General features: G+C 52.7%; 17 protein-coding genes. 8 read left to right on the forward strand and 9 right to left on the reverse strand.

The genetic code is table 11. The annotated features are described in order from the left end of the window. Positions 1-21: 21 nt before the first annotated feature. Genes cdaA through tilS form a run of 4 tightly spaced genes read right to left on the reverse strand, consistent with a single transcriptional unit; the run spans position 22 to position 5,138 of the window. A complete protein-coding gene (gene cdaA, locus B9Y58_RS02790) occupies positions 22-861 on the reverse strand; it encodes a diadenylate cyclase CdaA (RefSeq protein ID WP_073054030.1) in 840 nt (279 codons plus the stop codon). Next, positions 848-1,729, reverse strand: coding sequence for a dihydropteroate synthase (gene folP / locus B9Y58_RS02795; RefSeq protein ID WP_073054031.1), 882 nt, complete (start codon positions 1,727-1,729; stop codon positions 848-850). Before folP ends, cdaA begins: the two co-directional genes overlap by 14 nt. Beyond that, on the reverse strand, positions 1,729-3,870 hold the full coding sequence (gene ftsH, locus B9Y58_RS02800) for an ATP-dependent zinc metalloprotease FtsH (RefSeq protein ID WP_073054032.1): 2,142 nt from the start codon (positions 3,868-3,870) through the stop codon (positions 1,729-1,731). The genes folP and ftsH overlap by 1 nt, the downstream gene beginning before the upstream one ends. A gap of 17 nt (positions 3,871-3,887) precedes the next feature. Then, entirely contained in the window at positions 3,888-5,138 is a 1,251-nt protein-coding gene (gene tilS / locus B9Y58_RS02805; RefSeq protein WP_233247817.1) for a tRNA lysidine(34) synthetase TilS, read from the reverse strand. 38 nt (positions 5,139-5,176) lie between these two features. Here tilS and B9Y58_RS02810 point away from each other — a divergent pair, with 38 nt between their 5' ends. After that, the gene (locus tag B9Y58_RS02810; protein WP_073054034.1) at positions 5,177-5,416 is read left to right on the forward strand and encodes a hypothetical protein; all 240 of its coding nucleotides are present in this window, start codon (positions 5,177-5,179) and stop codon (positions 5,414-5,416) included. Here the strand turns inward: B9Y58_RS02810 and B9Y58_RS02815 are convergent. The 4 genes from B9Y58_RS02815 to B9Y58_RS02830 form a co-directional block, all read right to left on the reverse strand. Continuing rightward, entirely contained in the window at positions 5,389-6,774 is a 1,386-nt protein-coding gene (locus B9Y58_RS02815) for a histidine phosphatase family protein (protein ID WP_073054035.1), read from the reverse strand. The two genes, B9Y58_RS02810 and B9Y58_RS02815, sit on opposite strands and share 28 nt — an antisense overlap. Positions 6,775-7,046: 272 nt before the next feature. Further along, the gene (gene hisI, locus B9Y58_RS02820) at positions 7,047-7,394 is read right to left on the reverse strand and encodes a phosphoribosyl-AMP cyclohydrolase (protein ID WP_073054036.1); all 348 of its coding nucleotides are present in this window, start codon (positions 7,392-7,394) and stop codon (positions 7,047-7,049) included. Positions 7,395-7,494: 100 nt separating this feature from the next. After that, on the reverse strand, positions 7,495-8,775 hold the full coding sequence (locus B9Y58_RS02825) for a glutamate-5-semialdehyde dehydrogenase (protein ID WP_073054037.1): 1,281 nt from the start codon (positions 8,773-8,775) through the stop codon (positions 7,495-7,497). 221 nt (positions 8,776-8,996) lie between these two features. Further along, the gene (locus B9Y58_RS02830; protein ID WP_073054038.1) at positions 8,997-11,846 is read right to left on the reverse strand and encodes a glycoside hydrolase family 2 protein; all 2,850 of its coding nucleotides are present in this window, start codon (positions 11,844-11,846) and stop codon (positions 8,997-8,999) included. A gap of 121 nt (positions 11,847-11,967) precedes the next feature. Here B9Y58_RS02830 and rplU point away from each other — a divergent pair, with 121 nt between their 5' ends. From rplU to B9Y58_RS02865, 7 genes are all read left to right on the forward strand, one after another. Continuing rightward, positions 11,968-12,453, forward strand: coding sequence for a 50S ribosomal protein L21 (gene rplU, locus B9Y58_RS02835; protein WP_072801234.1), 486 nt, complete (start codon positions 11,968-11,970; stop codon positions 12,451-12,453). A gap of 3 nt (positions 12,454-12,456) precedes the next feature. Then, complete coding sequence (rpmA, locus tag B9Y58_RS02840) at positions 12,457-12,717, forward strand: 50S ribosomal protein L27 (protein WP_072801233.1); 261 nt, start codon at positions 12,457-12,459, stop codon at positions 12,715-12,717. A 177-nt stretch (positions 12,718-12,894) separates the two neighbouring features. After that, positions 12,895-15,213 carry a hypothetical protein gene (locus B9Y58_RS02845; protein ID WP_073054040.1) on the forward strand — a complete coding sequence of 773 codons (2,319 nt, stop codon included), beginning with the start codon at positions 12,895-12,897 and terminating at the stop codon, positions 15,211-15,213. A 38-nt stretch (positions 15,214-15,251) separates the two neighbouring features. After that, complete coding sequence (locus B9Y58_RS02850; protein ID WP_073054042.1) at positions 15,252-16,037, forward strand: inositol monophosphatase family protein; 786 nt, start codon at positions 15,252-15,254, stop codon at positions 16,035-16,037. A gap of 80 nt (positions 16,038-16,117) precedes the next feature. After that, positions 16,118-17,932 carry a glycoside hydrolase family 9 protein gene (locus tag B9Y58_RS02855; RefSeq protein ID WP_083532186.1) on the forward strand — a complete coding sequence of 605 codons (1,815 nt, stop codon included), beginning with the start codon at positions 16,118-16,120 and terminating at the stop codon, positions 17,930-17,932. Between the two features lie 328 nt (positions 17,933-18,260). Next, positions 18,261-19,610, forward strand: coding sequence for an NADP-specific glutamate dehydrogenase (gene gdhA / locus B9Y58_RS02860; protein WP_073054046.1), 1,350 nt, complete (start codon positions 18,261-18,263; stop codon positions 19,608-19,610). 238 nt (positions 19,611-19,848) lie between these two features. Beyond that, entirely contained in the window at positions 19,849-21,780 is a 1,932-nt protein-coding gene (locus B9Y58_RS02865; RefSeq protein WP_073054048.1) for an FISUMP domain-containing protein, read from the forward strand. 112 nt (positions 21,781-21,892) lie between these two features. Here the strand turns inward: B9Y58_RS02865 and thiC are convergent, their stop codons facing one another. Beyond that, complete coding sequence (gene thiC, locus B9Y58_RS02870) at positions 21,893-23,605, reverse strand: phosphomethylpyrimidine synthase ThiC (RefSeq protein WP_073054050.1); 1,713 nt, start codon at positions 23,603-23,605, stop codon at positions 21,893-21,895. Positions 23,606-23,643 lie beyond the last annotated feature (38 nt).

A 23,643-nucleotide genomic window follows, 5' to 3' on the forward strand; every position in this document is an offset into this window, starting at 1 on the left:
CTTCCTACTTCCTACTTCCTACTACCCCGCCTTTTCTTCTGCGGTTTCGGGCTTGTTGCTTTCGCGCACGTCGTTAAAAAGTTCGCCCCAGTGGCGGATAATTTCTTGCTTGAGTTCAGCAACGCTGATGTTTCGGCGCAGCGTGTTACGGTAGGCGATAGAGATATAGCCCGTTTCTTCGGACACCACGATCACGAGGGCGTCGCATTCGGCAGCTAGTGCTTTTGCTGCGCGGTGACGCATGCCGTAACCCGCTTCTTTTTCGGCGTTACCCGTGGGCATGGGCAAAATACAGCCGGCGGCAATAATGCGCTTGGTGTTCATGATGACTGCACCATCGTGCAAAGCGGAATTCGGGAAGAAGAGGGCGCGCAAAAGTCTAGAACTGATTCGGGCATCCAAGATTTCACCGGTGTCGGCGTAGTTACGCAGGCCCACGCGCTTTTCAAGCACAATCAGGGCTCCCGTGTGCGTTTTTGCCAAGTCCTGGCAGGCGCTAGCGATTGTCTTGGTGATTTCGTCGAGGCCGCTCGAATGGAAAAACAGGTTATGAAAATCGAGCTTACTGGCTGCCTGACCGATACGGGTGAGGGCGCTTCGAATTTCGGGCTGGAAAAGAATCACAAGCGCGATAATACCGAGGGTTGCAAGGTTACTGATAAGCCACACGACGGTATGGAGTTCCCACCACTGCGCAATAATCCAGGCAAGAATCAGCAACAGGCCGCCGAAAATCATCTGGGCAGCGCGAGTGCCGCGGAACAGCAAGAAGATGTAGTAGATGATAATGGATATCAGGAGCACGTCCAGAATATCTGCCGGACGCACATCGATAATCCCGAATAGCTTAAACAGAATCATTTCTTAACGCCTCCAAATACAGCAACGATTCCTTGGCCTCTTTCACGTCGTGCACGCGAATGCAGCTTGCGCCACCGAGTACGGCTACAATTCCTGCGGTTACTGTCGGAATCAGACGGTCGCTATTTTCGAGGCCGGGCATTTTACCAATATAGGACTTGCGAGAGGTTCCGATGAGAACGGGGTAGCCGTCTTTCAGGAATTCTTCGGTCGATTTCATCAAGTCGATGTTATCTTGTGCCGTTTTTCCGAATCCGATGCCCGGATCAATGCAAATCTTTTCGCGTTCGACGCCGAGGTCCAAAAGCTTTTTCACTTGCGACAAGAGTTCTTCGCGGACTTCCTGCACCACGTTCGTGTACGGTTTGAAGTCCTGCTGCATGGTGCCGAAGTTCCCGCGGATGTGGTTGAGTACTACGGCGGCCTTGGTATCTGCGACGGTCTGGAGCATGTTCGGGTCCATGGCGCAGGCGCTGATGTCGTTGATGATGTGCGCTCCGAGCTTCATTGTTTCGGCAGCAACCTTTGCTTTGACCGTATCGACCGAGATGTAGAATTCGCGTTCCTTGGCGAGTTTGGCGAGGCGTTCCACCACGGGGCACACGCGGTCCAGTTCTTCTTGCAGGCTGACTGGTGCGCTTCCCGGACGGCTGCTTTCGCCACCAATGTCCAAGATTTCGGCGCCTTGCTCCAGGAGCATCAGGGCGTGTTCGTAAGCGGCGTCAGGCTTGTTGTGCTTGCCACCGTCAAAAAAACTGTCCGGAGTCACATTCACGATACCCATGATCAGCGGGGTTTTGCAAGGCTGAACCTTGTTCCCGATTTTCCATGGGAGAGAGCGGCTATGATCCAGAACTTCTTTGAACATTACGAATTTTCCTGTTTTGCGTCTTCAGATGATTTCAGCGTTTCGGTATGGGCGTCATCGCTAGCCGGTGTGGTTCCGGAGGCGGGCGCGGGCTTGATTTCGGCTACGGGTGCATCAGTGACCGGTGCTACCGGCGGCTGTTTGCCCGGGTCAGGCGGCGGCGTATTTTCGCGCTTCTTCTTTTCTTCCATTTCTTCGAGCGCCTTGTATTGGCGGCTCTTCTTAGTGCCGGTCAGTTTTTCGCCGGCCATCACGCGGTCAATTTCTTCGCGGTCGAGCACTTCGAATTCAAACAGCGCTTCGGCGAGGTCGATAAGCTTGTCCTTGTTCTCTTCGATGAGTTTCTTGGCGGCCTGGTCCAGACGCTTGATGAGGTTGTTCACCGCGTTGTCGATCTTTTCGGCCATCATTTCGGACATTTCCTTCGGCTTGCTAATTTCGCGGCCGAGGAACACTTCGCCGTCGGTGCGGCTGTAGCAGACCGGCCCGATTTCGTCGTCGAAACCCCATTCCGTCACCATCTTGCGGGCAAGTTCGGTTGCGCGCTGAATGTCGTTGCTGGCTCCCGTGCTCTGGTGGTTGAAGAAGATGAGTTCGGCGAGGCGGCCAGACATCATGATCATGATGCGTTCTTCGGCGTATTCGCGGCTGTAGCTCACCTGGTCGCGTTCGGGCAGACTCATGGTCACGCCGAGGGCGCGCCCGCGTGGAATGATCGTAATCTTGTGGAGCGGGTCAGAATGCTTGCACAAGAGCGTCATCAAAGCGTGGCCTGCTTCGTGGTAAGCGGTGTGGCGTTTTTCTTCGTCGGTCATTAAGAGCGTGCGGCGCTCGGCACCCATGCTGAGCTTGTCGCGGGCTTCTTCAAAGTCGAGCATCGTGACTTTCTTGTTGTTGAAGCGTGCGGCAAGGAGGGCTGCTTCGTTCACCAGGTTTTCGAGGTCTGCGCCTGCAAGACCAGGAGTTCCCTTTGCGACAGCCTTCACGTCCACGTCGTCGGCCAGCGGCACCTTGCGCTTTTTCAGGTGCACCTTCAAGATTTCTTCGCGGCCCTTCAGGTCGGGGAGTCCCACCACAATCTGGCGGTCAAAGCGACCCGGGCGCAGCAATGCCTTGTCGAGCACATCCGGACGGTTCGTGGCGGCAATCAAAATCACGCCTTCGTTGGCGGTAAAGCCGTCCATTTCCACCAACAACTGGTTCAAGGTCTGTTCGCGTTCATCGTGACCGCCACCGAGACCAGCGCCACGCTGGCGACCCACGGCGTCGATTTCGTCGATGAACAGAATGCACGGGGCGTTCTTCTTGCCGGTTTCAAAGAGGTCGCGCACGCGGCTTGCGCCCACGCCCACGAACATTTCCACAAAGTCCGAACCGGACATGCTAAAGAACGGTACTCCTGCTTCGCCTGCAACTGCACGGGCCAAAAGCGTCTTACCGGTACCCGGAGGGCCAACCAGCAAAGCGCCCTTCGGAATGCGTCCGCCGAGGGCATCGAATTTCTTCGGGTCCTTCAGGAATTCCACGAGTTCCTGCAAGTCCTGCTTGGCTTCGTCGCAGCCGGCCACGTCGTTAAAGGTGGTCTTTTGCTTACCGTTCAACTGTTTTGCCTGGCTCTTGCCAAAGCTAAACGGACCCTTGCCGCCGCCACCCATCTGGCGGTTCATCATCAGGTAGAAGAATACAATCAGGAGAATCGCGGGCAGGAACGCGACAATCGTATCGAGCCAGGTGCTGGATTCGTGAATGACCTTGACTTTGACGCCCTTGTACATTTCCCAGGCGGTAATTTGGTCGTTGCTGACTTCCAGCATGTGGCTACGGAAAGATTTCGTGTTGCCGTTGTCGGCCGATTTGGTGAAACGGGCGAGCGCGCTCTGGCTCTTTTTCGCTTCGGCCTTTTCTTCGGCACTCATTTCACGCTTGCCTTCAATAATCACGCCATCGGGGGTCTTTTGCAAGGTGAGTTCGGTAATCACCTTGGTGGAGTCACCCATCATGGCCAAAAATTCGGTGCGCGTAATGTCCGATTCGCCATCTTTCCCGGCGAGCGGGAACATGACGAACAACAAAAGAATCATCACCAGTAAAATGATAAAGTTCTTGCTACGGTAGGGGGGAGTAGGTTTTCCTTGACTCATAAAATCCTTTTATACGTTCACTTGCAAGATACAAATTTTAGGGCTGCCTCAACGCTTTCAAATTCGCAAATCAAGACGGTAGAGCCCTTTTTGACGATAGAACGCTTGCGGTAAGCGGCGCGTACGGGAATTTTAACATGGGCGGGCTCCGTTTGGCTGTAAAAGAAGCCAATCGGAAAGCGGAATCCCTGTTCCGAAAGCCATAAACGGAACAACTCGGAAAGGTCGGCACTGGAGTGGGCTAGCAAGATTTTGCGGAAAGCCTTCTGGTTCAAAGCGATGATGGTATGAGGTGTGAGGTCGGTCGCTTCGCTCCCTTTGAGGTGTGAGAATGGAGCCGTGTCACCCTGACCCTGAACTTGTTTCAGGGGAAGGGTCTCTTGAAACATCGCGTCGCATTCTTCAATTACTTTCGCATACGCCTTATCGGCAAGCCTGGCAACCTTGCAAAGCTGCATTGTTGCCCCTGGGTTGGTTTCTTCCAGGTGGGGGAGGTATTCGTGCCGCACCTTGTTCCGTGCAAATTTTACGTCGGAATTGCTCTCGTCTTCACACCACTCAAGATTATTTTCGCGAGCATACGCAAGAAGCTCCGCCCGAGTCGTGTTTAGCAAAGGACGGTAGATAAAATGTGTAATGTGTGGTGCGTAATGTGTAGTGATCTCTTTTTCATTCCACATTTCACACTCCACATCGAACAATTCTCTTGTTTCTTGGATTCCTCTGAGTCCCGCAAGCGTTGTTCCGCGACGGAGTCGCATGTACATGGTTTCCGCTTGGTCGCCTGCATGGTGCGCAGTGACGATGATGCCCTTATTGTCATCCCCGCGCAGGACGGGCGGACAGCACTTGGCAACTTGTTGCTTAGTGCGCATGGTCCCCGTATGGGGAGGATCTCCTGTCTCGTTGAATACTTCTATCAGCGCCTTGTATCTTGCATCTCTCGCATTTTCTTCGAGCGAGCCTTCTGCATTTTTTAGCGCCTTGCCGTCCAGCTTCTTCAAGAAAAATGGAACGTTATACTTGCGGGCGAATGCTTCGACAAATTCAGCGTCGCGGTCCGCCGTTCCTTCTCGCAGCCCGTGATGCACATGTGCAATCCCCAGCCATTCGATGCCAAGCGCTTCGCGGTTAGCGATGAAATAATGCGCGAGGCAAATAGAATCCAGACCGCCCGAAACCGCAAGCAGCAGGCGCTTGAAACCAAGATGGTGGATATTATCTGCGATGGAATCTTTCAAAAGAAACCTTGAACCCTTTACTGTCAAAAGATAATAATTTATATTTACCCATCAAGGAGGCCGTTATGGCTAAAAATAAAGCGAAAGCGGCGGGCAAGGTTGCCGAAACCGCAAAAGAAAGCGCAAGGCTCAGAGCGATGCGCATAGACGGCTCCCAGAACGGAGCCACGTTACGGACAAGAATCGTCCGCGACAAGACAAAGTACAATAGGAATATCAAACACAAGAAATCCCTCGCCGATGCGGGGGATTTCCCTTTTATACAGGCAGTCGCAGGTTATTTGCCCGCTGCAATCTTGCCGTAAAATTCCTTGACGTCTTCCCAGCGGTAATACGGGGTGGCGGGGCAGTTCTTTACTGTTGCTGTATCGCATGTCACGGGCAGCTTTTGCTCGATTTCGTTGAGCATCACTTTCACCAAAATCGGGGTGCCCTTCTTGCTGGACTTATAGAATACGAACTGTACGTTGGCGGCCATCGGGCTGATTTCGTAGTCGCGCCAGACCTTGTGCAGGTTTTCCATGTCGGCAGTTTCGATGCCGGTGTTCTGCGTGCCGTTTTCTAGCTGTAAAAGCACTGCAAACGGGAAAATCACCGTATCGTGGCCGAAGCGGAGCGTCGCGGTGGTCTTTTTCGCGGGCTTCTTACCTGCGGTTTTGTCTGTTTTGGCTGTGTCTGCGGCGATTACTTTGTCTGCTTCGTCAAGCACATTTTTCAAGAGCGGGCGAGCGTTGTCGAGCCCCTGCTTCCTGGCGAATGGATTGTTGCCGAGAACGCTGTACCACCAGGCGTTCTGTGCATGCCAGCGAGCGGCAAGGTCTTCTTTGGTCCACAGGTCATCAAAGCTGAATTCGATTTCGGGGCTACCTTGCAGGCTGTTGCCGATTTCGTAAATCTTGCTGAAAAGGTCGCCTGCGTCTACATTCTTCTGGATGTAGTTGGAATCATTGAAAATCGTGCGCATCATGCGAGTCGGATTCACGTGGCTGTAGAGCTTCTCGTTTTCTTTTTGCCATGCGGGTGTGTTCGATTCACCGATGATTTTTCCGAAGTCGAGCGGGCTGATGAAGCTCATCAGGTACTTGCCCGATTCCTGGTGAATGTCGAGCTTGGGCTTCTGCGCGCGCAGTTCCTCGAGGAAAGCCGCCATGCTCACGACGCAGCGTACGCTGGTGCTGGCGTAGGCTTCTACATAGGCGTTGTTCTTGAACAGTTCGGGGAAGTTCTTCACCATGCGCTTCGCGATTCCCTGGTGCTGTGCCACGCCGAGCTGGGTCAGGTCGCCAGCGCGCGGGGCGGCATATTCGTCCAGGAACTTGGCGCGTTCAAGCAGGCTCTTGCCGAGGTCGGTGAGCTTGCCTGCGGAATCGGCTTTTGCGAGTGTATTGTACAGCGCGTGGTAATGGTCGGCCGGCTGGTGGAATCGGCTGCCGTGCCTGCCGTAGTGGCTAATGTAGAATGGCTTGTAGCCTACGGGTGCCTTGGTGTACTTGGCCGTAGGAGTGGGGTAGGCGTAATAGTTGCTGCCCATCTGGCGGAAATTTTTGACGCTATCGGTTGCGTAAACGGGGTTTGTTTGAGTTTCTGCAAAAGAAAGGCTGGCAAAAACAATGAAGCTTGCCTGAATGGCTTTAAAAAAGGAAGATTTTCTTGACTTGGACATATAAATTGAGCGAAAAGTGGTTTTTATATGCTTGTTGTTAATTTGTTTGTGACGAAAAACGTTTTCTAAAAAATAAAAAAGCATATAAATCTTTGGAAGCTTTTTTTTTATATGCTTCGTACTGTTTTGTTTGATTGAAAATGGGGCTGCGGTTCTGATTGCAGGCATATAAATCAACTCGTAGACCTGATTTATATGCCTAGGGACCCTAAAATGGCCTTCAAAAAGCCTTAAAGAAGCTTTTTTGAAGGCGTGAGGTCGTTAGGAGATACTTACTCGCAGACTTTAAAGAAGCAGCTGCGGGCACCCGTGTGGCAAGCGACCTGCGGACCTTGCATGCGGACCTTGAAAAGCAAGGCATCGCTGTCGCAGTCGGCAGCCCATTCCACTACGGTCATCACGTTGCCGCTGGTGTCGCCCTTGTGCCAGTATTCCTTGCGGCTGCGGCTCCAGAACACCATCTCGCCGCATTCGTGCGTGCGGCGGAGGGCTTCCTCGTTCATCCAGGCCATCATGAGTACGTCGCCCTTGTCGGCGTCCTGCACAATTGCCGGCGCAAGCTTAACGCCGTCCACTTCCACTTCGAATTTTATTTCTTTAATCAAATCTTTAAATTTCATAACTAGATCCTTTGACTCCACTTCGTTTCTACCCAAAGAGCATAATTCAACTAGAGAACTAAAGTTCTAAGTTTCGTATAGCTCAGGATGACACAAAGGTCTATCCTCTCACCTGGCCGTTACCGCGGAGCACCCACTTGTAGGTGCAAAGGCTTTCCACGCCCATGGGGCCGCGGGCATGCAACTTGTCGGTAGAAATACCCACTTCGGCACCGAGGCCGTATTCGCCGCCGTCGGCGAAGCGGGTGCTCGCGTTCACCATCACGCTGCTGCTGTCCACGTTCGCGACAAAGTAGTCTTGAACAGAGGCGTCTTCGGCGACTACCGCTTCAGTGTGACGGCTGCTGTTCTTTTCGATGTGGTCGCAGGCTTCGGCCACGTTATCGACAAACTTGACGCTTGCCTTGAGGGCCAAGTATTCATGGTGGTAATTGCTGTCGTCGCCAATATCTTTGATACGGCTGTCGTGGCTTTGGGCATCGTGATTGCCGAAGAGTTCCACGCCACGGTCGGCGAGGCAGTCGAGCAACTTTTTCACGTTGGCTGCATCAATGTGGCGGTCGATAATCACGCATTCCATGGCGTTGCACACGCCGGTGCGCTGCGTCTTGGCGTTAATCAGAATGTTCACCGCCTTGTCCATATCGGCGGACTTGTCCACATACACGTGGCAGATGCCGTTGAAGTGCTTGATCACGGGAATCTTGCTCTGTTCCACCACGGCGCGAATCAGGCGTTCGCCACCGCGGGGAATCACTAGATCGATACAGTCGTTACGCTGCAAAAGCATGCCCACCAAGTCGTGGCTCGTTTCTGTCACGAGCTGCACGGCGTCTTCGTCAATGCCGTTTTCGGCGAGAGCTTCGTGGAAAATGCCCGCGAGGCACTTGGCGGAATTCAGTGATTCCTTACCGCCGCGCAGAATCACGGCATTGCCCGCCTTAAAGCAAAGGCATGCGCCGTCAATCGTCACATTCGGGCGGCTTTCAAAAATGAAAAACACGGAACCGATAGGTACTGCCACGCGGCTAATCTTGATGCCGTTCTTCAGTTCGCGACTTTCGAGCACCCGGTTCAGCGGGTCGGTAAAGGCGGCGATTTCTTCGGCGCCCTTGGCCATCGCTTCGATGCGGGCGTCGTTCAAAGTCAGACGGTCCATCTTGGCGTCGTCGAGCTTTCCGGCAGCGGCTTCCAGGTCCAATTTGTTTGCAGCAAGGATTTCCGGCTTACGGTCGCGCAAAATTTGAGCGACGCGGTTCAGCACGGCGCTACGCTTTTCACCCGGCAGGGTACGGAGCGTCTTGCTTGCCTTCTGGGCATTTTTGGCCAAAAGGTCGGAGTATTCTTCCAAGTTGGAATATTTCAAATTGGAGCAAGTCATAAGCCGTTTTTATCCTTTTTTGTGCAATCCATGTGGATGTATAAATTGTTTTACATTGTAAAACTTGATTTTCATCACATTGGAGTATAAGTTAGTATCGTACAGGTTTGTTTTTACCCGCGACGAGGGTTTATAGTCGCAAGGTATCGGACTTGGGTGTTTAGACTCGGTGCAATCCTTCTCTCTCGGGGAGCACCGAGTCCTTTTTTTGTTCGAATCTTTTACAGCAAATTCACGATAGTCGCGAACAGCTTGTCGGCGAGCACGTTCGTTTCCAGGCCTTCGAATACGTTGAACTGGTTGAACATGATCTTGCCGTTACCGAACGGGTAGAGCTGCAGGTCCGAACCGGTCTTCACTTCGCCATCCTTTAGCGTGACAGAACGTGCGAACACCTTGGCGCCCGGCAGTTCGTTCAGCGAAATGCTCGGCATCACGGCGGCTGCATTGCTGTCGAGAACAGATGCTTCACCGAATACCGGTGCAAGTTCAGAACCCTTGGGCAAGTAGTGCAGGCTGAGTTCGTTTGCGCCCGTGCTCCAGTGAGATTCGATGTTGCAGTCGAACTGGTGGCTCTGGTTCAGGTAGTCGATATCTTCTTGCGTGAGGTCAGACAGCAAGAGCGTCTTGCCGCCGTTCTTCACCACGTCCACAATCTTGTCCAGAATTTCGTCGGGCCAGGAGCTCAGGTTTGCAGTAAAGATGACCTGTTCCGGACCAGTGAGTGCGGCGAGAGCGTCGCTCGATTCTTCGCTGTTGTCCAAGAAGCAAACCTTCTTCATGGCGCTCTTCACGTCGGCTTCGGCGATTACGATCAAGTCTTCTTCGGTCGTGTGAATCTTGTTGCCGTCATTAATGAGCGTGACCTGCAACTTGTAGCTGCCTTCGGTGCGCGGGGCCATCATGGTGCAAATGCCCATCTGCGTAAGGCTCGTCTTGCCGGCGGGTTCTTCAGGCGAAATCTTGTCGGTAGCGAGTTCCTTACCCTTGTCATCCACCAGCTTGACTTCGACAGAAACGTCTTCGTAACGGCTGTTGTTGAGGAGCGTTACCTGGAAACTGATTTCGCTCTGCGGGGCGACCACGTGTTCCAGTTCGCTGATCAAGGCGCGGCTCGGAGTCGTGATTTCCTTCGAGAATTCTTCAAAACCCTTGCTTACGCGGTTTTCGTCACACAGGCCGTCAAATTCGGTACCGCAGTCTGCCCACTGGTCCAAGAAGAAACCGGCAATCTGCGGGTTGCTCTGGAGGGCGGTAATCTGGTCGAGCTTACTCTTGATGGCGATGCGGTTTGCATCGGCCACAAAGCTCTTGTAGTCCTTCCAAATGGACATGTCGCTTTCCACGAAGGTTTCTACGGCCTTGATGGCGTTCTTGATGGCCTTCTGGTTCTTGGCGCTACGCGGTCCCTTGATGTTGGTGGCCGTTTCCGGGAGGAGAGTGTGGTTCTTGAGCGTCACCAGCATCTTGTTGTTGATGTCGCTCACTACATTTTCTTCTTCGTCCTGGAAGTGGCTGTCGCCAAGGCCAGTGTCGGGCACGGAAATTTCTTCGGCGTCGCGGTCAAAGCTGTGTGCCAAGAAGTGCGTGTAAGCGGCGTTCGGCGTCATGCGCGGGTTCATGCGCAGAGTGGCGTAAGTCGAAATCTTGTCGACCGTAACCGGCAAGAGTTTGCCAGTATCCTTGCGGAAGTTTCCTTCGTTGTCGATATAGATACTGTTCAGGTTGCTGATTACCGGGCGAGTCATGTCGACCGGGCTAATGGCGTTCAAAAGCTTGTTGCCGTTCTGCAACAGGAGCGTGCCGTTCTCGGCACCCATGACCCATGCGCCAATGCAGGGGTGGTGGTGCTGTTCAGCCACGATGTCGTTGATCAGTTTCTTGACGATTTCAAGACCCTGGGCGGTAGACCTCATGGTGTGGATCGGGAATTCCTGGAACACGATAAGACCGAGCTTGTCGCAAATGTCAAGTGCCTGGGTAGAAAGCGGAGCGCCGCAGCTACGAATGGCGTTGTAGCCGGCAGCCTTCACGGCCTGCAGGTCCTTTTCGAGCTTCGGGTTGTCGAATGTCCAGAGGCCGCCTTCGCTCCACTGCTGGTTGTAGGTGATGCCCTGGATCTTCAAAATCTGGTCGTTCAGGTAGTAGTCGCCCTTGAGGCAGTCGAACTTGCGGAAACCGAAGGTACGCACCACGGGGAACGCGTATTCGGCGCGCTTGATTTCCTTGCCGTCCTTTTCCTTGCCGGCCTTGATTTCCATCTGGAATTCAATGGCGTAAACGTTCGGGTGTTCGGGGCTCCACTGGAACTTGTGGCGCTGCTGTTCCTTGACTTCGAAAACAAAACGCTGGGTCATGTTTTCCTTGTCGAGCTTCAGGTTGTTCACGAACTGCTCGTAAACGTCGCCATCGGGGTTACGCATGAGCACGCGGAGCCTGGTCTGGAAACCGCGGGGGTTGTTGAAGCTGATTTCGCAGGCGATGCGCTGGGTGTCGGCATCGGGTTCGAGCTTCACGTCAGAAATGAAGGCTGCGGTACCCAAAATCAGGTCCACGTGGCCAAAAATACCGCCAAACGGGTACTGGGTCCAGGGGAGGCCGACAGGCAGTTCACCCGGGTGAACAAAGCGGTCATCGGCGCCGTCGGCGCTTTCGCGGCCAAAGTCGATACGGCTGTTCAGGGCACCCATGTTGGCGACACGCACGCAAAGCACATTTTCTTCGCCGAGCTTCAAGGCCTTCTGCAGTTCAATAATAAAGGGGGTGTAGGCACCGAAGTGCGTGCCCAAAAGTTTGCCGTTCAGCCAAACGGTGGCGTGGCTTGCAATGCGTTCAAAACGCAAGAAAATGCGCTTGGCAACCTGTTTTTCGTCGTCGATGGTGAAACGCTTGAAGTAGAAGGCGCAGTCGTGCGACATCAAAAGCTTGTCAAAAGCCCTTTCCCAGATGTGGGGAACTTGCACTGCCTGCGTGTCTTTGGGGTAAGTAGCGTACCAACGATTAGAAATACCGGCATCTTCGGTGTCCCAAATCATCTGCCAGTCGCCGTCAAGGCTCAAAATCTTGCTCATTCGAGTGTCCTTTATGAAATTTTGAGGTGAAATTTAGAAAAAAAGGGCGTTTGTGTCTTTACAATTCCCCAAATTTTGCTACATTTGGGGTCCCAATAGCAACCAAAAAAGGATTACAAAAATGTATTCTATTGTTGAAACAGGTGGTTTCCAGTATAAAGTTGAGCTGGGCAAGGCTTACAAGGTCCCCACGCTCGATGCCGCTGTTGGTTCCGAACTGGAGCTCAAGTCCGTTCTTCTTTTCGCAGGAAAAGAAGTGCAAATCGGCACCCCTGTCCTGAATGACGCCTCCGTGAAGGTCGAAATTCTTGCCCACGGCAAGTATGACACCGTCATCGTTTATAAGAAGAAGCGTCGTACTCGTTACGAACGTCGTAACGGTCATCGTCAGGGCTATACCGAGGTGCTGGTTACGGAACTTCGCTCCGGCGCAGAATCCGCAAAGGTCGACTCCAAGGTTATCGATCGCAACCGCGCTCGCGTGGCTGCCCTCGCCAAGCAGAAGGTACAGAATGTGCCTCTGACTCGCAAGGAAAAGATTGCCCAGGGTCTCCCGAAGCCCGCCAAGGTTAAGAAGAACTCTCTGCGTAAGGCTAAGGAGGTATAATCCATGGCTCATAAGAAAGGTCAAGGTTCAGTACGTAACGGCCGCGACAGTAACGCCAAATATCTTGGTGTGAAGAAGTATGCGGGCGAAGTCGTCAAGGCTGGCAACATCATCGTTCGTCAGCGCGGTTCTCACTTCCACAAGGGCACCAACGTTGGTATGGGCAGAGACTTTACTCTGTTCTCTCTCGTTGATGGCAAGGTGAAGTTCGAACGCCTCGATGCAAAGCGTCAGAAAGTTTCTGTCTACCCGGAAGAAAACTAATCGGTTTTGAATCGTTTAGAGCCGACGGTACCACAAGTACCGCCGGTTTTTTGTTTTTACCCACTACTTCCAACTTCCTACTGCCTACTGTCTACTGTCTACTGTCTACTGTCTACTGCCTACTTCCTACTGCCTACTGTCTACTTCCTACTATTATTTTTTGCTATTTTATAACCGATGTCTAGACTTTATACACTGCGTGTGGCGCTTTTTGCATTGTTTGTTGCGTTGTCCGCCTTTTTTGCGGGCTGTTCCGATGACGATAGTTCCATTGAATTTTTGTTTGACCGTGAAATATCGGATGTCTCGGTGTTGCAGGAATGCGCGAAAGACGCCGACAGTGGAGCCTATTGTTTTAAGGTGCGCTTCCGTTATCCGATCGATACGGAAAACCTTGAAACGATTTATCTGTGGGTGGATTCCACAGTGGTGGGTGACACCGCAAAGACTGTCGACGACGACAAGATTGCGAAGGCTACCGACCGCTTCAAGTTCCCTTCTGGAACGGAATCCCTGTTCGATACCATTGACGTGACTTCTTATATCCAAGATTTCGTGAAGGCTGGCCGCGACAGCCTTTTGGTGGCCATTTATTGTGACTATTCCAGTGGAAGACCCGGTACGGTGCAGCGCGTCTATTTGCATTTTGGCGATAAGATTGATCCGTCTGTAGTTACCATAACCGATTCCATGTGGACGACGGGTTACTTGGTCGAATGGTCCAGGTCAACCGACCAGACGAATTACTACGAGCCCAATGAACTTTCGGGGATCATTTACGGCTACAACATTGAATTCTATACCGAGGACAAGGACGAGGATATCCGGAATCTCAAGGTGAAACTTGAAACGCCTGACGGAATCGATTCCACGGGAGAAAACTTTAAGATCCATTATCGAATCACCGCAAACAACGATTCCATGTGGGTCGACACGGTGTCCCATGGCGATCGCGTGAAGAACTACCTGCGCATTATGGTCACAGATGGCAAGGGCTACAATCAAGAAAGCCTCGATTCCAATGTATTCCGTCTGGTTGTTGAAGGCTTGAAGGCTGAATCCAGGTATTCCATTACGATTTCTTCGTGGGATGTCTCGAAGAACGAATCGGACAAGTTCTGGAAGAACTTCATGACGACGGATTCTGTCGCACCCTTGATGCCAACAAAGCTTTTTGCGATTAAGGATTCCCTGTTCCCCGAAACGGCAAGGTTGGATAGCAATAACCGTTTGGCCATTTTCTGGAGCAGGAGCGTTGATCCGTACAAGAGGGATCACGGGATCGGAGTGGATACCGTATTGACCGTTCCGGATACTTGCCTTTTCCAGGTATGCTACGATACGGTGCAGACCTATAGGATTGAACGTTTAAACCTCTACAGCGGAACGTGGGATTCCATTCCCTATACGGGCGGCTCGAACCGCTATAGCAAGCTGTATAAGATTTCTGATGATACAATGAAGGTCGCTTCGACGGGAACTTTCGTGACGGACACCATTCGTTGGGTTTCTCCGGGGGATACACTGATTATTCGAATCCGCTCCATTGATATGTCGGGTTACTATTCGATTGCTTTGGTAGATACGATTGTTGTGTCGCCAGGGGAGCTTGCGAACGAAATTGAATGCCCTGAAGGTTTTGTTCCGGTGAAGGCTGCCGACACGACGGAGTTGTTCTGCATGGAACGCCTGGAGCACCAGAACGATTCCGGCTCATTTATGACCAACGTGCTGCATTCCGAGGCTTTGGCTACTTGCGAGGCGATGTCCGCAGACGGTTTTAGAGTAAGCCTTTGCAATGAACGCGACTGGGAACTGGTATGTCTTTCGGGCGGAAAGCTTGCTTATGGCGTTGTCCAGGAAGACACGCTGGATGTGCTGCAGTTCTTGATTACGGATTGCAACGTATCGACCAATGATTCTGTTACTGCGATGGATGTGTCGAAGAGAACATCGCGCTGCATGAATTCCATGGGTGTGCGCGATTTGCCGGGCCAATTGCAGGAATGGGTGAATGGCCGTTCCGAAGATACGTTGGCTGTGCTCAAGGGTGGCTCGTACAAGATTCTGGGAGGTATTGACCGCGAAATGCAGGCTCAGTGCGTTAGACGTAGTTTCCCTGTTTTTACACGCCTTGCGTACACGACAGATTCTGTTTACCTTTACCGTGAAGGAACCAAGGTGGATACGGTTTTTGAAGCGGATACCTCAAGGACTTTGTATAAGGTGCTTACGCAGAAGGATTTCACGGATAGCCTGCAGTTCTTTGATGTGCAGGATTCCAATGGGAATTCCGTGGGCACGGACTACGCCCCCTATTCCGAATACAAGAAGGGTGGCGACGAATGGCTTGAAAAGATTGGCAATGGCATGAAGTATGTGCCTGACCACGTTGAAGTCGTATTCCTGACGGGTGAGCATGTTTCTTACCGCGGGGTGGCGGATTTCTATAAGTCTCCAAGCATCGGATTCCGCTGCTGCGCATACAAGGAATAATTCGGATTTCGGATTTCGGAATTCGGAGTTGATTACAAATGGAAAATCAAGATTATTTAAAAGTTGCTGAGGCGCTTGCGAAGGAAGCGGGCGCTCTATGTCTTGAAATTCAACAGAACCTGGGTGATGTCAAGTACAAGTCCAAGAAGGACGTGGTGACACGTGCTGACATTGCAAGCGAAAAGCTGATTGTAGAAGGGCTTCGCAACGCGTTTCCGGAACATTCCGTTCGTACCGAAGAGGCGGGCGTTATTGAAGGCACAGACCCGCGATACCGCTGGATTATCGACCCGGTTGATGGTACGGTGAACTTTAGCCGCGGAATCCCGTTCTGGGGAATTTCGATTGCTCTTCACTTTGAAGGCAAACCGCTTGTCGCGGTGGTGAATCTGCCGCGTCTCGGTGAACTTTATACCGCGGTAAAGGGCGGGGGTGCTTTTATGAACGGCAAGCCGATTCATGTGAGCGAAGAATCGGACCCGGTGCATGCGATTGTGAGTAATGGCGATTTTAACGTGGGCGATGTAGCCAAAATCAATGCCCAGAATTCCAAGAATTTTGCCCGTGAAGCTGAAACTTTTGAACGCGTGAAATGCTTTGGCTCGGCCGTTATCGAAGGCTGTTTTACCGCCTGCGGGCGCTTGGACTGTTTTGTGATGACCATGAGCTACCCGTGGGATATTGCAGCCATAGCCTTGATTGTCGAAGAAGCTGGCGGCAAGTCGACCCATATTGACGGAACTCCCATGCAGTTCGTAGATGCCGAACAGGTTATTTTTAGTAACGGAATTTTACATAAAACGTTGATAGATACTATCTTGTAAACTTTCTTTTCGTGTGAAAAATCTCCAAAATAAGCTATATTGGCATTGGGTTTGCGGTGTGGTTATTTTTGGAGAAAGTCATGAATTGTAGAAAATACCTTTTGTCGGGCCTTGCCGTTTTTGGTTTGGCTGCGACGAGTGCTGTTGCAGCACTTAGCACCGACGACTATGTGGAAGCTGCGTGGATGACGACCCGATTCTTCGGTGCGCAGCGTTCTGGCCAGGGCCCCAACTGGATTTTGGATGGCACGAGCAATCCGACTAGCTTTACCAAGGATAGTTATAATGGTAAAGACGTGAGCGGCGGTTGGTTTGACTGCGGTGACCACGTGATGTATGGCCAGTCTCAGGGTTATGCCTCTTATGTGCTCGCCTTGGCCTATGCCGAATTTACTGAAGGATTCTATGACCTTTATACCGGTGACTACACCGACTACAAGGCCGCCAATAACTACTCCATGAAGAGCGGTAAGGCCAACAAGGTGCGTGACTTGCTCGAAGAACTCCGCTACGAAGCAGATTTCTGGACCAAGGCTGCTATCGATGGCAACAGCTTTGTGACGGTCAAGGGCGACGGTAATGCCGACCATCAGAAATGGGTGACTGCCGGTGCCATGAGTAAGCTTGGTTCGGGCGAAGGTGGCGAACCGCGCTCGATTACGGGTAACGCAAACGACGGCTTTACTCCGGGCCTTGCTGCCGCTATGCTTGCTGTCATGGCTCGTGTCGACCCCGATACGGTAAACCAGGCCAAGTACCTGAAGGCTGCAAAGACAGCTTATTCTTATGCCAAGAGCCACAAGGGTGTTACGAACTCGCAGGGCTTCTATGAATCCAGCTGGTGGGATGGCCGTTGGGAAGATGGTCCGTTCCTTGCTGAACTCGAACTTTACCGCACGACGAACGAAGAATCCTACAAGAAGTCTGCCGTTGAACGCTATGAAAATCTGAAGTTCAGTTTGGGCGAAGGCACGCACTTTATGTACAGCAACGTGGTGCCTCTGTCTGCCGTGATGGCCGAAGCCGTGTTCGAAGAAACTCCGCATGGCATGCGTAAGGAAGCCGTTGGCGTGTTGGATTTGATTTACGATGAAAAGGCTAAGGACGGCATTTTCCAGAATCCGAGCGGAATGGGTTCGGGCAAGTTCCCGGTGCGAGTTCCGTCTGGCGGCGCATTCCTGTATGCGTTGAGCGACAAGTTCAACAATACAGACGAACACATGAAGATGATCGAAAAGAATGTGGGTTACTTGCTCGGCGACAACGGTAGCAAGAAGTCTTATGTGGTTGGCTTTAACAAAAACGGTGCAAATGCTCCGTCTAGACCGCACCATCGTGGCTACTATGGCAACGAAAATGCGGGTGTCGAAGTGGGCGGCGCTCCGAATCCTCCTGAAAAGAACAAGCTCTTGGGCGGTATGATTGCTGGCGACTTTACGAGTGGCAATCACGACGGCAATACGTCTAACTGGCAGACGAACGAAGTTTGCGTTGACTTGAACGCTCCGCTCGTTGGCGCTCTCGGCTATATCTTGAGCAAGAAGGCTCCAAAGACCGACGAAGAACTTGGCATCAAGTCTGTTGTCAAGAAAGATACCGTTAGCAAGGATACAGTCAAGAAGGACACCACCAAGAAAGATACCAGCGATGCAATCATCCCGCGTCTTTCTTTGACCAAGAATTTCAATTTGGTCTCGAGCGGTTCCATGGTGAGCATCTCTCAGGTCTTGAATATGCCTTTCAGGGTGCAGGTCTTTGACCTGACCGGTAAGCTTTTGCAGGAAATCAAGGGCGAAGGTCACAACCTTCAGTTCAAGATTCAGGGTAAGGGTGTATTCCGTGTGCGAGTTATCTCGGCTCGAGCTAGCGAAATTTTCACGGTCAAGACTTACTAGCAGCCGCGAATAAAAAAAAATTGCGTAAAAACCCGCCTCTTGAGGGCGGGTTTTTCCATAATGTGAAATCCAATTTTCACTAAAATTCGTAAATTTTTGTTTATGTTTTGCTTAAGAATGGTTGGACTTACAAAAATGTAGGTTTCGTAGTTTGCGTGCCTTGAAATTTAAAGGAAAAAGGCAATTTTGAAAACTTGCAAAATACTAACTTACAAAAATGTAAGTTTTTGAAGATTTTTGCCCGTTTTTCACTATTTGTCATGCCCCTTTGCTATCTTTACAGACGTTAAAACATTAACAATCCAAACTCTCAACGGAGATATATAAAATGGCAATCAAGAATGCTTACCTTCAGAAAGTCTATGACAAGGTCGTCGCCCGTGACCCGGACCAGGCCCTCTTCCATCAGGCTGTCCGCGAATTCCTCGAATCCCTCGACCCCGTCCTCGAACAGGACAAGTCCTGGGAAACCAACGGCGTGATCGACCGCCTCGTCGAACCGGAACGCGTGATTACCTTCCGCGTGCCTTGGCTCGATGACAAGGGTAACGTTCAGGTGAACCGTGGCTACCGCGTGCAGTTCAACTCCGCCATCGGCCCCTACAAGGGCGGTATCCGTCTCCGTAACGAAGTGACGCTTTCCATGCTGAAGTTCCTCGGCTTCGAACAGATCTTCAAGAACAGCTTGACCACGCTCCCCATGGGCGGCGGCAAGGGCGGTTCCGACTTCGACCCGAAGGGCAAGAGCGACAACGAAGTGATGCGCTTCTGCCAGTCCTTCATGACTGAGCTTTGCAAGCACGTCGGTGCCGACACGGACGTTCCGGCTGGTGACCAGGGTACTGGCGCTCGCGAAATCGGTTACATGTTCGGTCAGTACAAGCGCATCCGCAACGAATTCGTGGGCGTTCTCACCGGTAAGGGCCTCTCCTATGGTGGTTCTCTCGCCCGTACCGAAGCTACCGGTTACGGTCTCTGCTACTTCACCCGCGAAATGCTCAAGGACCTCGCTAACGACTCCTTCCAGGGCAAGACCGTCGTGATTTCCGGTTCCGGTAACGTTGCTCAGTTCGCTTGCCAGAAGGCTACTCAGCTCGGTGGCAAGGTTGTTACGATGTCCGACTCCAACGGCTACATCTACGACCCGAACGGCATCAATCTCGACATCGTTTTCGACCTCAAGAACGTGAAGCGCGCCCGCATTAGCGAATACGCCAAGCTCGTTCCGGGTTCTGAATACCACGAAGGTTCTAAGGGTGTTTGGACGGTCAAGTGCGACATCGCTCTTCCGTGCGCAACCCAGAACGAACTCGACCTCGAAGGTGCCAAGGCCCTTATCGCTAACGGCGTGAAGGCCGTTGCCGAAGGTGCAAACATGCCGTCTACTCCGGAAGCTATCGAAGCCTTCCAGAAGGCAGGCGTTCTCTTTGGACCTGCCAAGGCTGCTAACGCTGGTGGCGTTGCTACCTCCGGTCTCGAAATGTCCCAGAACTCCGAACGTCTCTCCTGGACCTTCGAAGAAGTGGACAAGAAGCTCGAAGGCATCATGAAGAGCATCTACGCCGCTGCTTCCTCTGCCGCTGTCAAGTACGGCCAGAAGGGCAACCTCGTGATGGGTGCAAACATCGCCGGCTTCCTCAAGGTTGCCGATGCCATGAAGTGGCAGGGCGCTGTGTAATGACCGGACCGGCTAAGCTCTGCTTAGTCCGTACCCTGGAGCCGGTCCTCTCGCGACCGCTCCAGCTTAACGCTTGGAGCTTTGTCGCTCACGGTTAAGACCGTTCGCGGAAAATTACCACTCTAAAAAGTCCTCGGTCTCGAAAGAGCCGGGGGCTTTTTTGTTTGGAATAAAAAAGTTTACGCTTATTTGTCCTTTAGGCTTTTTTGAGTATATATTGCTTGGTAAGAGGGCGAAAATGAAGATACAGGCGTTTTTATTGGTGATGTTGTTGGGCGGAGCGGGACTTGCGAGTGCGCATGTCCTGAAAATGCCCGATTTCAAGGACAAGCGCGACGGACGCGTGTATAAGACGGTGCAGATCGGAAACCAACGCTGGTTTGCCGAGAATTTGCGCTTTAACGTGAAGGGGAGCTGGTGCTACGATAGTCGCGACTATAATTGCGAAACGTATGGCAGGTTGTACAATTGGGCGATGGCGATGCGCCTGGTGGATTTTTACAACAACCATTCCATTGCTGACATTGATTTTACCAAAAAGGACTGGAAAACGTATCATGACGCCTGCCCTGCGGGATGGCGCTTGCCGGCCAACAAGGACTGGGTGACTTTAAAGCGTTATGTAGGGCGAATCGGTAAGAGCGATGGCGTTGGTTTGAGCCTTAAGTCTCCTGAATTGTGGGAAAAGGAACTGCGCGTGCCTGCGGGTTCCGACGAGTTTGGCTTTAATGCCTTGCCGGCGGGTGTGCGTAACGAGTATACCGGCTTTATGGACTTGAAGTCTTCGGCGCAGTTCTGGTCTTCGTCCGAAATTGACAACGTGGGTGCGATTTACTGGGGGTTGCTGTACGATTCTAGGTCCTTCGATAAAATCTACGCATCCAAAGACGATGGCGCCTCTATCCGCTGTATCGAAAACAAGGTGTACCCCTTTAGGGAACCGCCTCCTCCGCCACGCCCGAAGGTGATTCCGCAGGTGGTCAATGTACAGAACAAGGCCGTGCTTACGATTCATATTGGCGATCAGGTGTGGATGGTCAATAACTTGAACGTGAAGGTGCCGGGTAGCTACTGCTATGACGACAGGGAAGAAAACTGCGAACGTTTTGGACGCCTTTACACGTGGGAGGCTGCGACCAATATTACGAAAGCGGCGAAGATGAAGGACGTTTGCCCCAACGGTTGGCATGTGCCGACATCGCTTGATTTTTACAGGCTCAATATTTACCTGAAGGATATTGACGATGCGGTGGGTGTGGGTACGAACTTGCGAGCCCGAGAAACCTGGATGGAAAGCGATCTTGCGCTCATGGGTGAAAACGGTTTCGGGTTTACGGCGCTGGCCTCCGGTGTGCGCGATTCCGCTGATACTGTTTCTGCGTATTCTGGAATTGGAACCTTTACAGGGTTCTGGACGGTGAATGAACTTGATTCGTCGCGGGCAATTGTCTGGACGCTTCCGAATAACAATGATGACTTCGTGATGGATTCGAGCCTGAAGAATAAGGCGTATCCGGTACGTTGCCTGATGAATCCGCCGGACATTGATGAAATTTATGACAGTACTTCGATTTACGACAAGCGAGACGATAACCGCTATAAGACTCTAGCTGTGGGCGAAGATGTCTGGATGGCGGAAAATCTGCGTTTTGCCGCGCCGGGGAGCTTTTGCTACGAGGACAAGGATATCCGTTGCCGCAATTACGGAAGGCTTTACCCGTGGCATGTAGCGATGCGCTTGCCCGAAGACTTTATCGAGAATTCGCTGGATAGCGTGTCGCAGGGGGCCGTTGTCGAAGAACATCAAGGAATTTGCCCCGATGGCTGGCATATTCCGCGGCAAGAGGAATGGATGCGACTTGGACAGTTTGCAATTAACAAACGCAAGGGCTTGGCTGCGGCCCTCAAGAGCCGCGAAGGCTGGGCTCAGGGCGACATGACCAAGAACAACAATGCGAGCGGCTTTAACGCTTTGCCAGCGGGGATTCGTTTCCGCAACGACGGCGAATACACGGAACTCGGGACGAGTGCGTATTTCTGGGCGGCCGAAGGCGGTGGAGGCTCTGGAGCCGCTTACTGGTATGTCGTGAGCAGCAAGGATGATTTCAAGAACGAAGAAGATTTCGACGGGAACGCTTATTCGCTCAGGTGCGTGAAAAACAAGAAATAGGGCATGGAATTTTAATGTGGGATGTGGAATGTGTGATGTGAAATTACTCATCTCACATTACACACTTCACATTGCGCCGTAGACGCTAACATTACACATTGCGGCTTTGCCGCTAGACGTCGCCGACTTCGCCCGTTGCCACGAAATTCCGCACAGCTCTTGTGATGCGCATGCTGCAGAAATTAGGCCCGCACATGCTGCAGAAGTGGCTTGCCTTGGCCTGGCTGCCGGGGAGCGTCTTGTCGTGGAATTCCATCGCCTTCTCGGGGTCGAGCGATAGCGCGAACTGGTCGTTCCAGCGGAAGTCGAAGCGGGCGCGCGAAAGGGCGTCGTCGCGGAATTGCGCTGCGAAATGGCCCTTTGCAAGGTCGGCCGCATGGGCGGCGAGCTTGTAGGTGACCACACCCGCGCGCACGTCGTCGCGGTCGGGGAGCCCGAGGTGTTCCTTGGGCGTCACGTAGCAGAGCATCGCGGTGCCGTACCAGCCGATTTGTGCTGCGCCGATGGCCGATGTGATGTGGTCGTAACCGGGGGCAATGTCGGTGGTGAGGGGGCCGAGCGTATAGAACGGTGCGCCGTGGCACTTTTCGAGCTGGCGGGCCATGTTGTCCTGAATCTTGTGCATGGGCACGTGGCCCGGGCCTTCGATAATCACCTGCACGCCGTATTCCCAAGCAATCTTCGTGAGCTCGCCAAGCGTGTCCAGTTCTCCGAACTGGGCCGCGTCGTTGGCGTCGGCGAGGCTTCCCGGACGCAGACCATCGCCCAAAGAAACGGCAACGTCGTAGGCGGCGAGAATCTCGCAGATTTCGCGGAAGTGCGTGTACAAGAAGTTCTGCTGGTGGTGGCGCATCTGCCAGAGGGCAAGGATGGAACCGCCGCGGCTCACGATACCCGTGGTGCGCTTGGCTGTCAGCGGAATGTGTTCCAGCAAGAGGCCCGCGTGAATCGTGAAGTAGTCCACGCCCTGTTCCGCCTGCTCGATGAGCGTGTCGCGGTACAGTTCCCACGTAAGTTCTTCGGCCTTGCCGTTCACTTTTTCGAGCGCCTGGTAGATAGGCACCGTGCCGATAGGGACGGGGCTGTTGCGGATAATCCATTCGCGCGTCTCGTGGATGTGCTTTCCGGTGGAAAGGTCCATGACCGTGTCTGCGCCCCAGCGCACCGACCACGCCATCTTCTCGACTTCTTCTTCGATGGAAGAGGTAATGGCGGAGTTGCCGATGTTGCTGTTGATTTTCGTGAGGAAGCGGTTGCCGATAATCATCGGTTCGCATTCCGGGTGGTTGATGTTTCCCGGCAGAATCGCGCGGCCCGCGGCGATTTCATCGCGCACGAATTCCGGCGTAATGGGGGAGCCTGCCACCTGGATTTTCCCCTGGGCCTGCAGCTCATCAAGACGCTGGTTTTCGCGGATAGCCACGTATTCCATTTCCTTGGTGACGATTCCCTTGCGGGCGTAGTCGAGCTGCGTCAGGTGGTGCCCCTGCTTGGCGCGGAGCGGGTGATGCTCGGCGTTAAAGCGCAGGTGGTCCAGCTCGTGGTTCTCGCGGCGGGCGCGGCCATAAGCAGACGTCATGTCGTCCAGCTGTTCGGCGTCGCCACGTTCCATAATCCACGATTCACGGAAACGCTCGATGCCCTTCGTCACGTCGAGCTTGGCGTCTACATCGCTGTAAGGGCCGCTCGTGTCGTACACGGGAACCACCGGCGTCTCGGGGTCTTCAGTCAAAATTTCGCGCATTCCCACGCGGATGTCCGGGTACATCTTGCCCGGAACATACACCTTGCGGGAATTCATAAAAGGCTTAAGGAGAGAATCCATTACGTTTCCTTAATGTCATCCCCGGGTTTCCCCGGTTT

The sequence above is a fragment of the Fibrobacter sp. UWB15 genome (assembly GCF_900177705.1).
Classification (GTDB): domain Bacteria; phylum Fibrobacterota; class Fibrobacteria; order Fibrobacterales; family Fibrobacteraceae; genus Fibrobacter.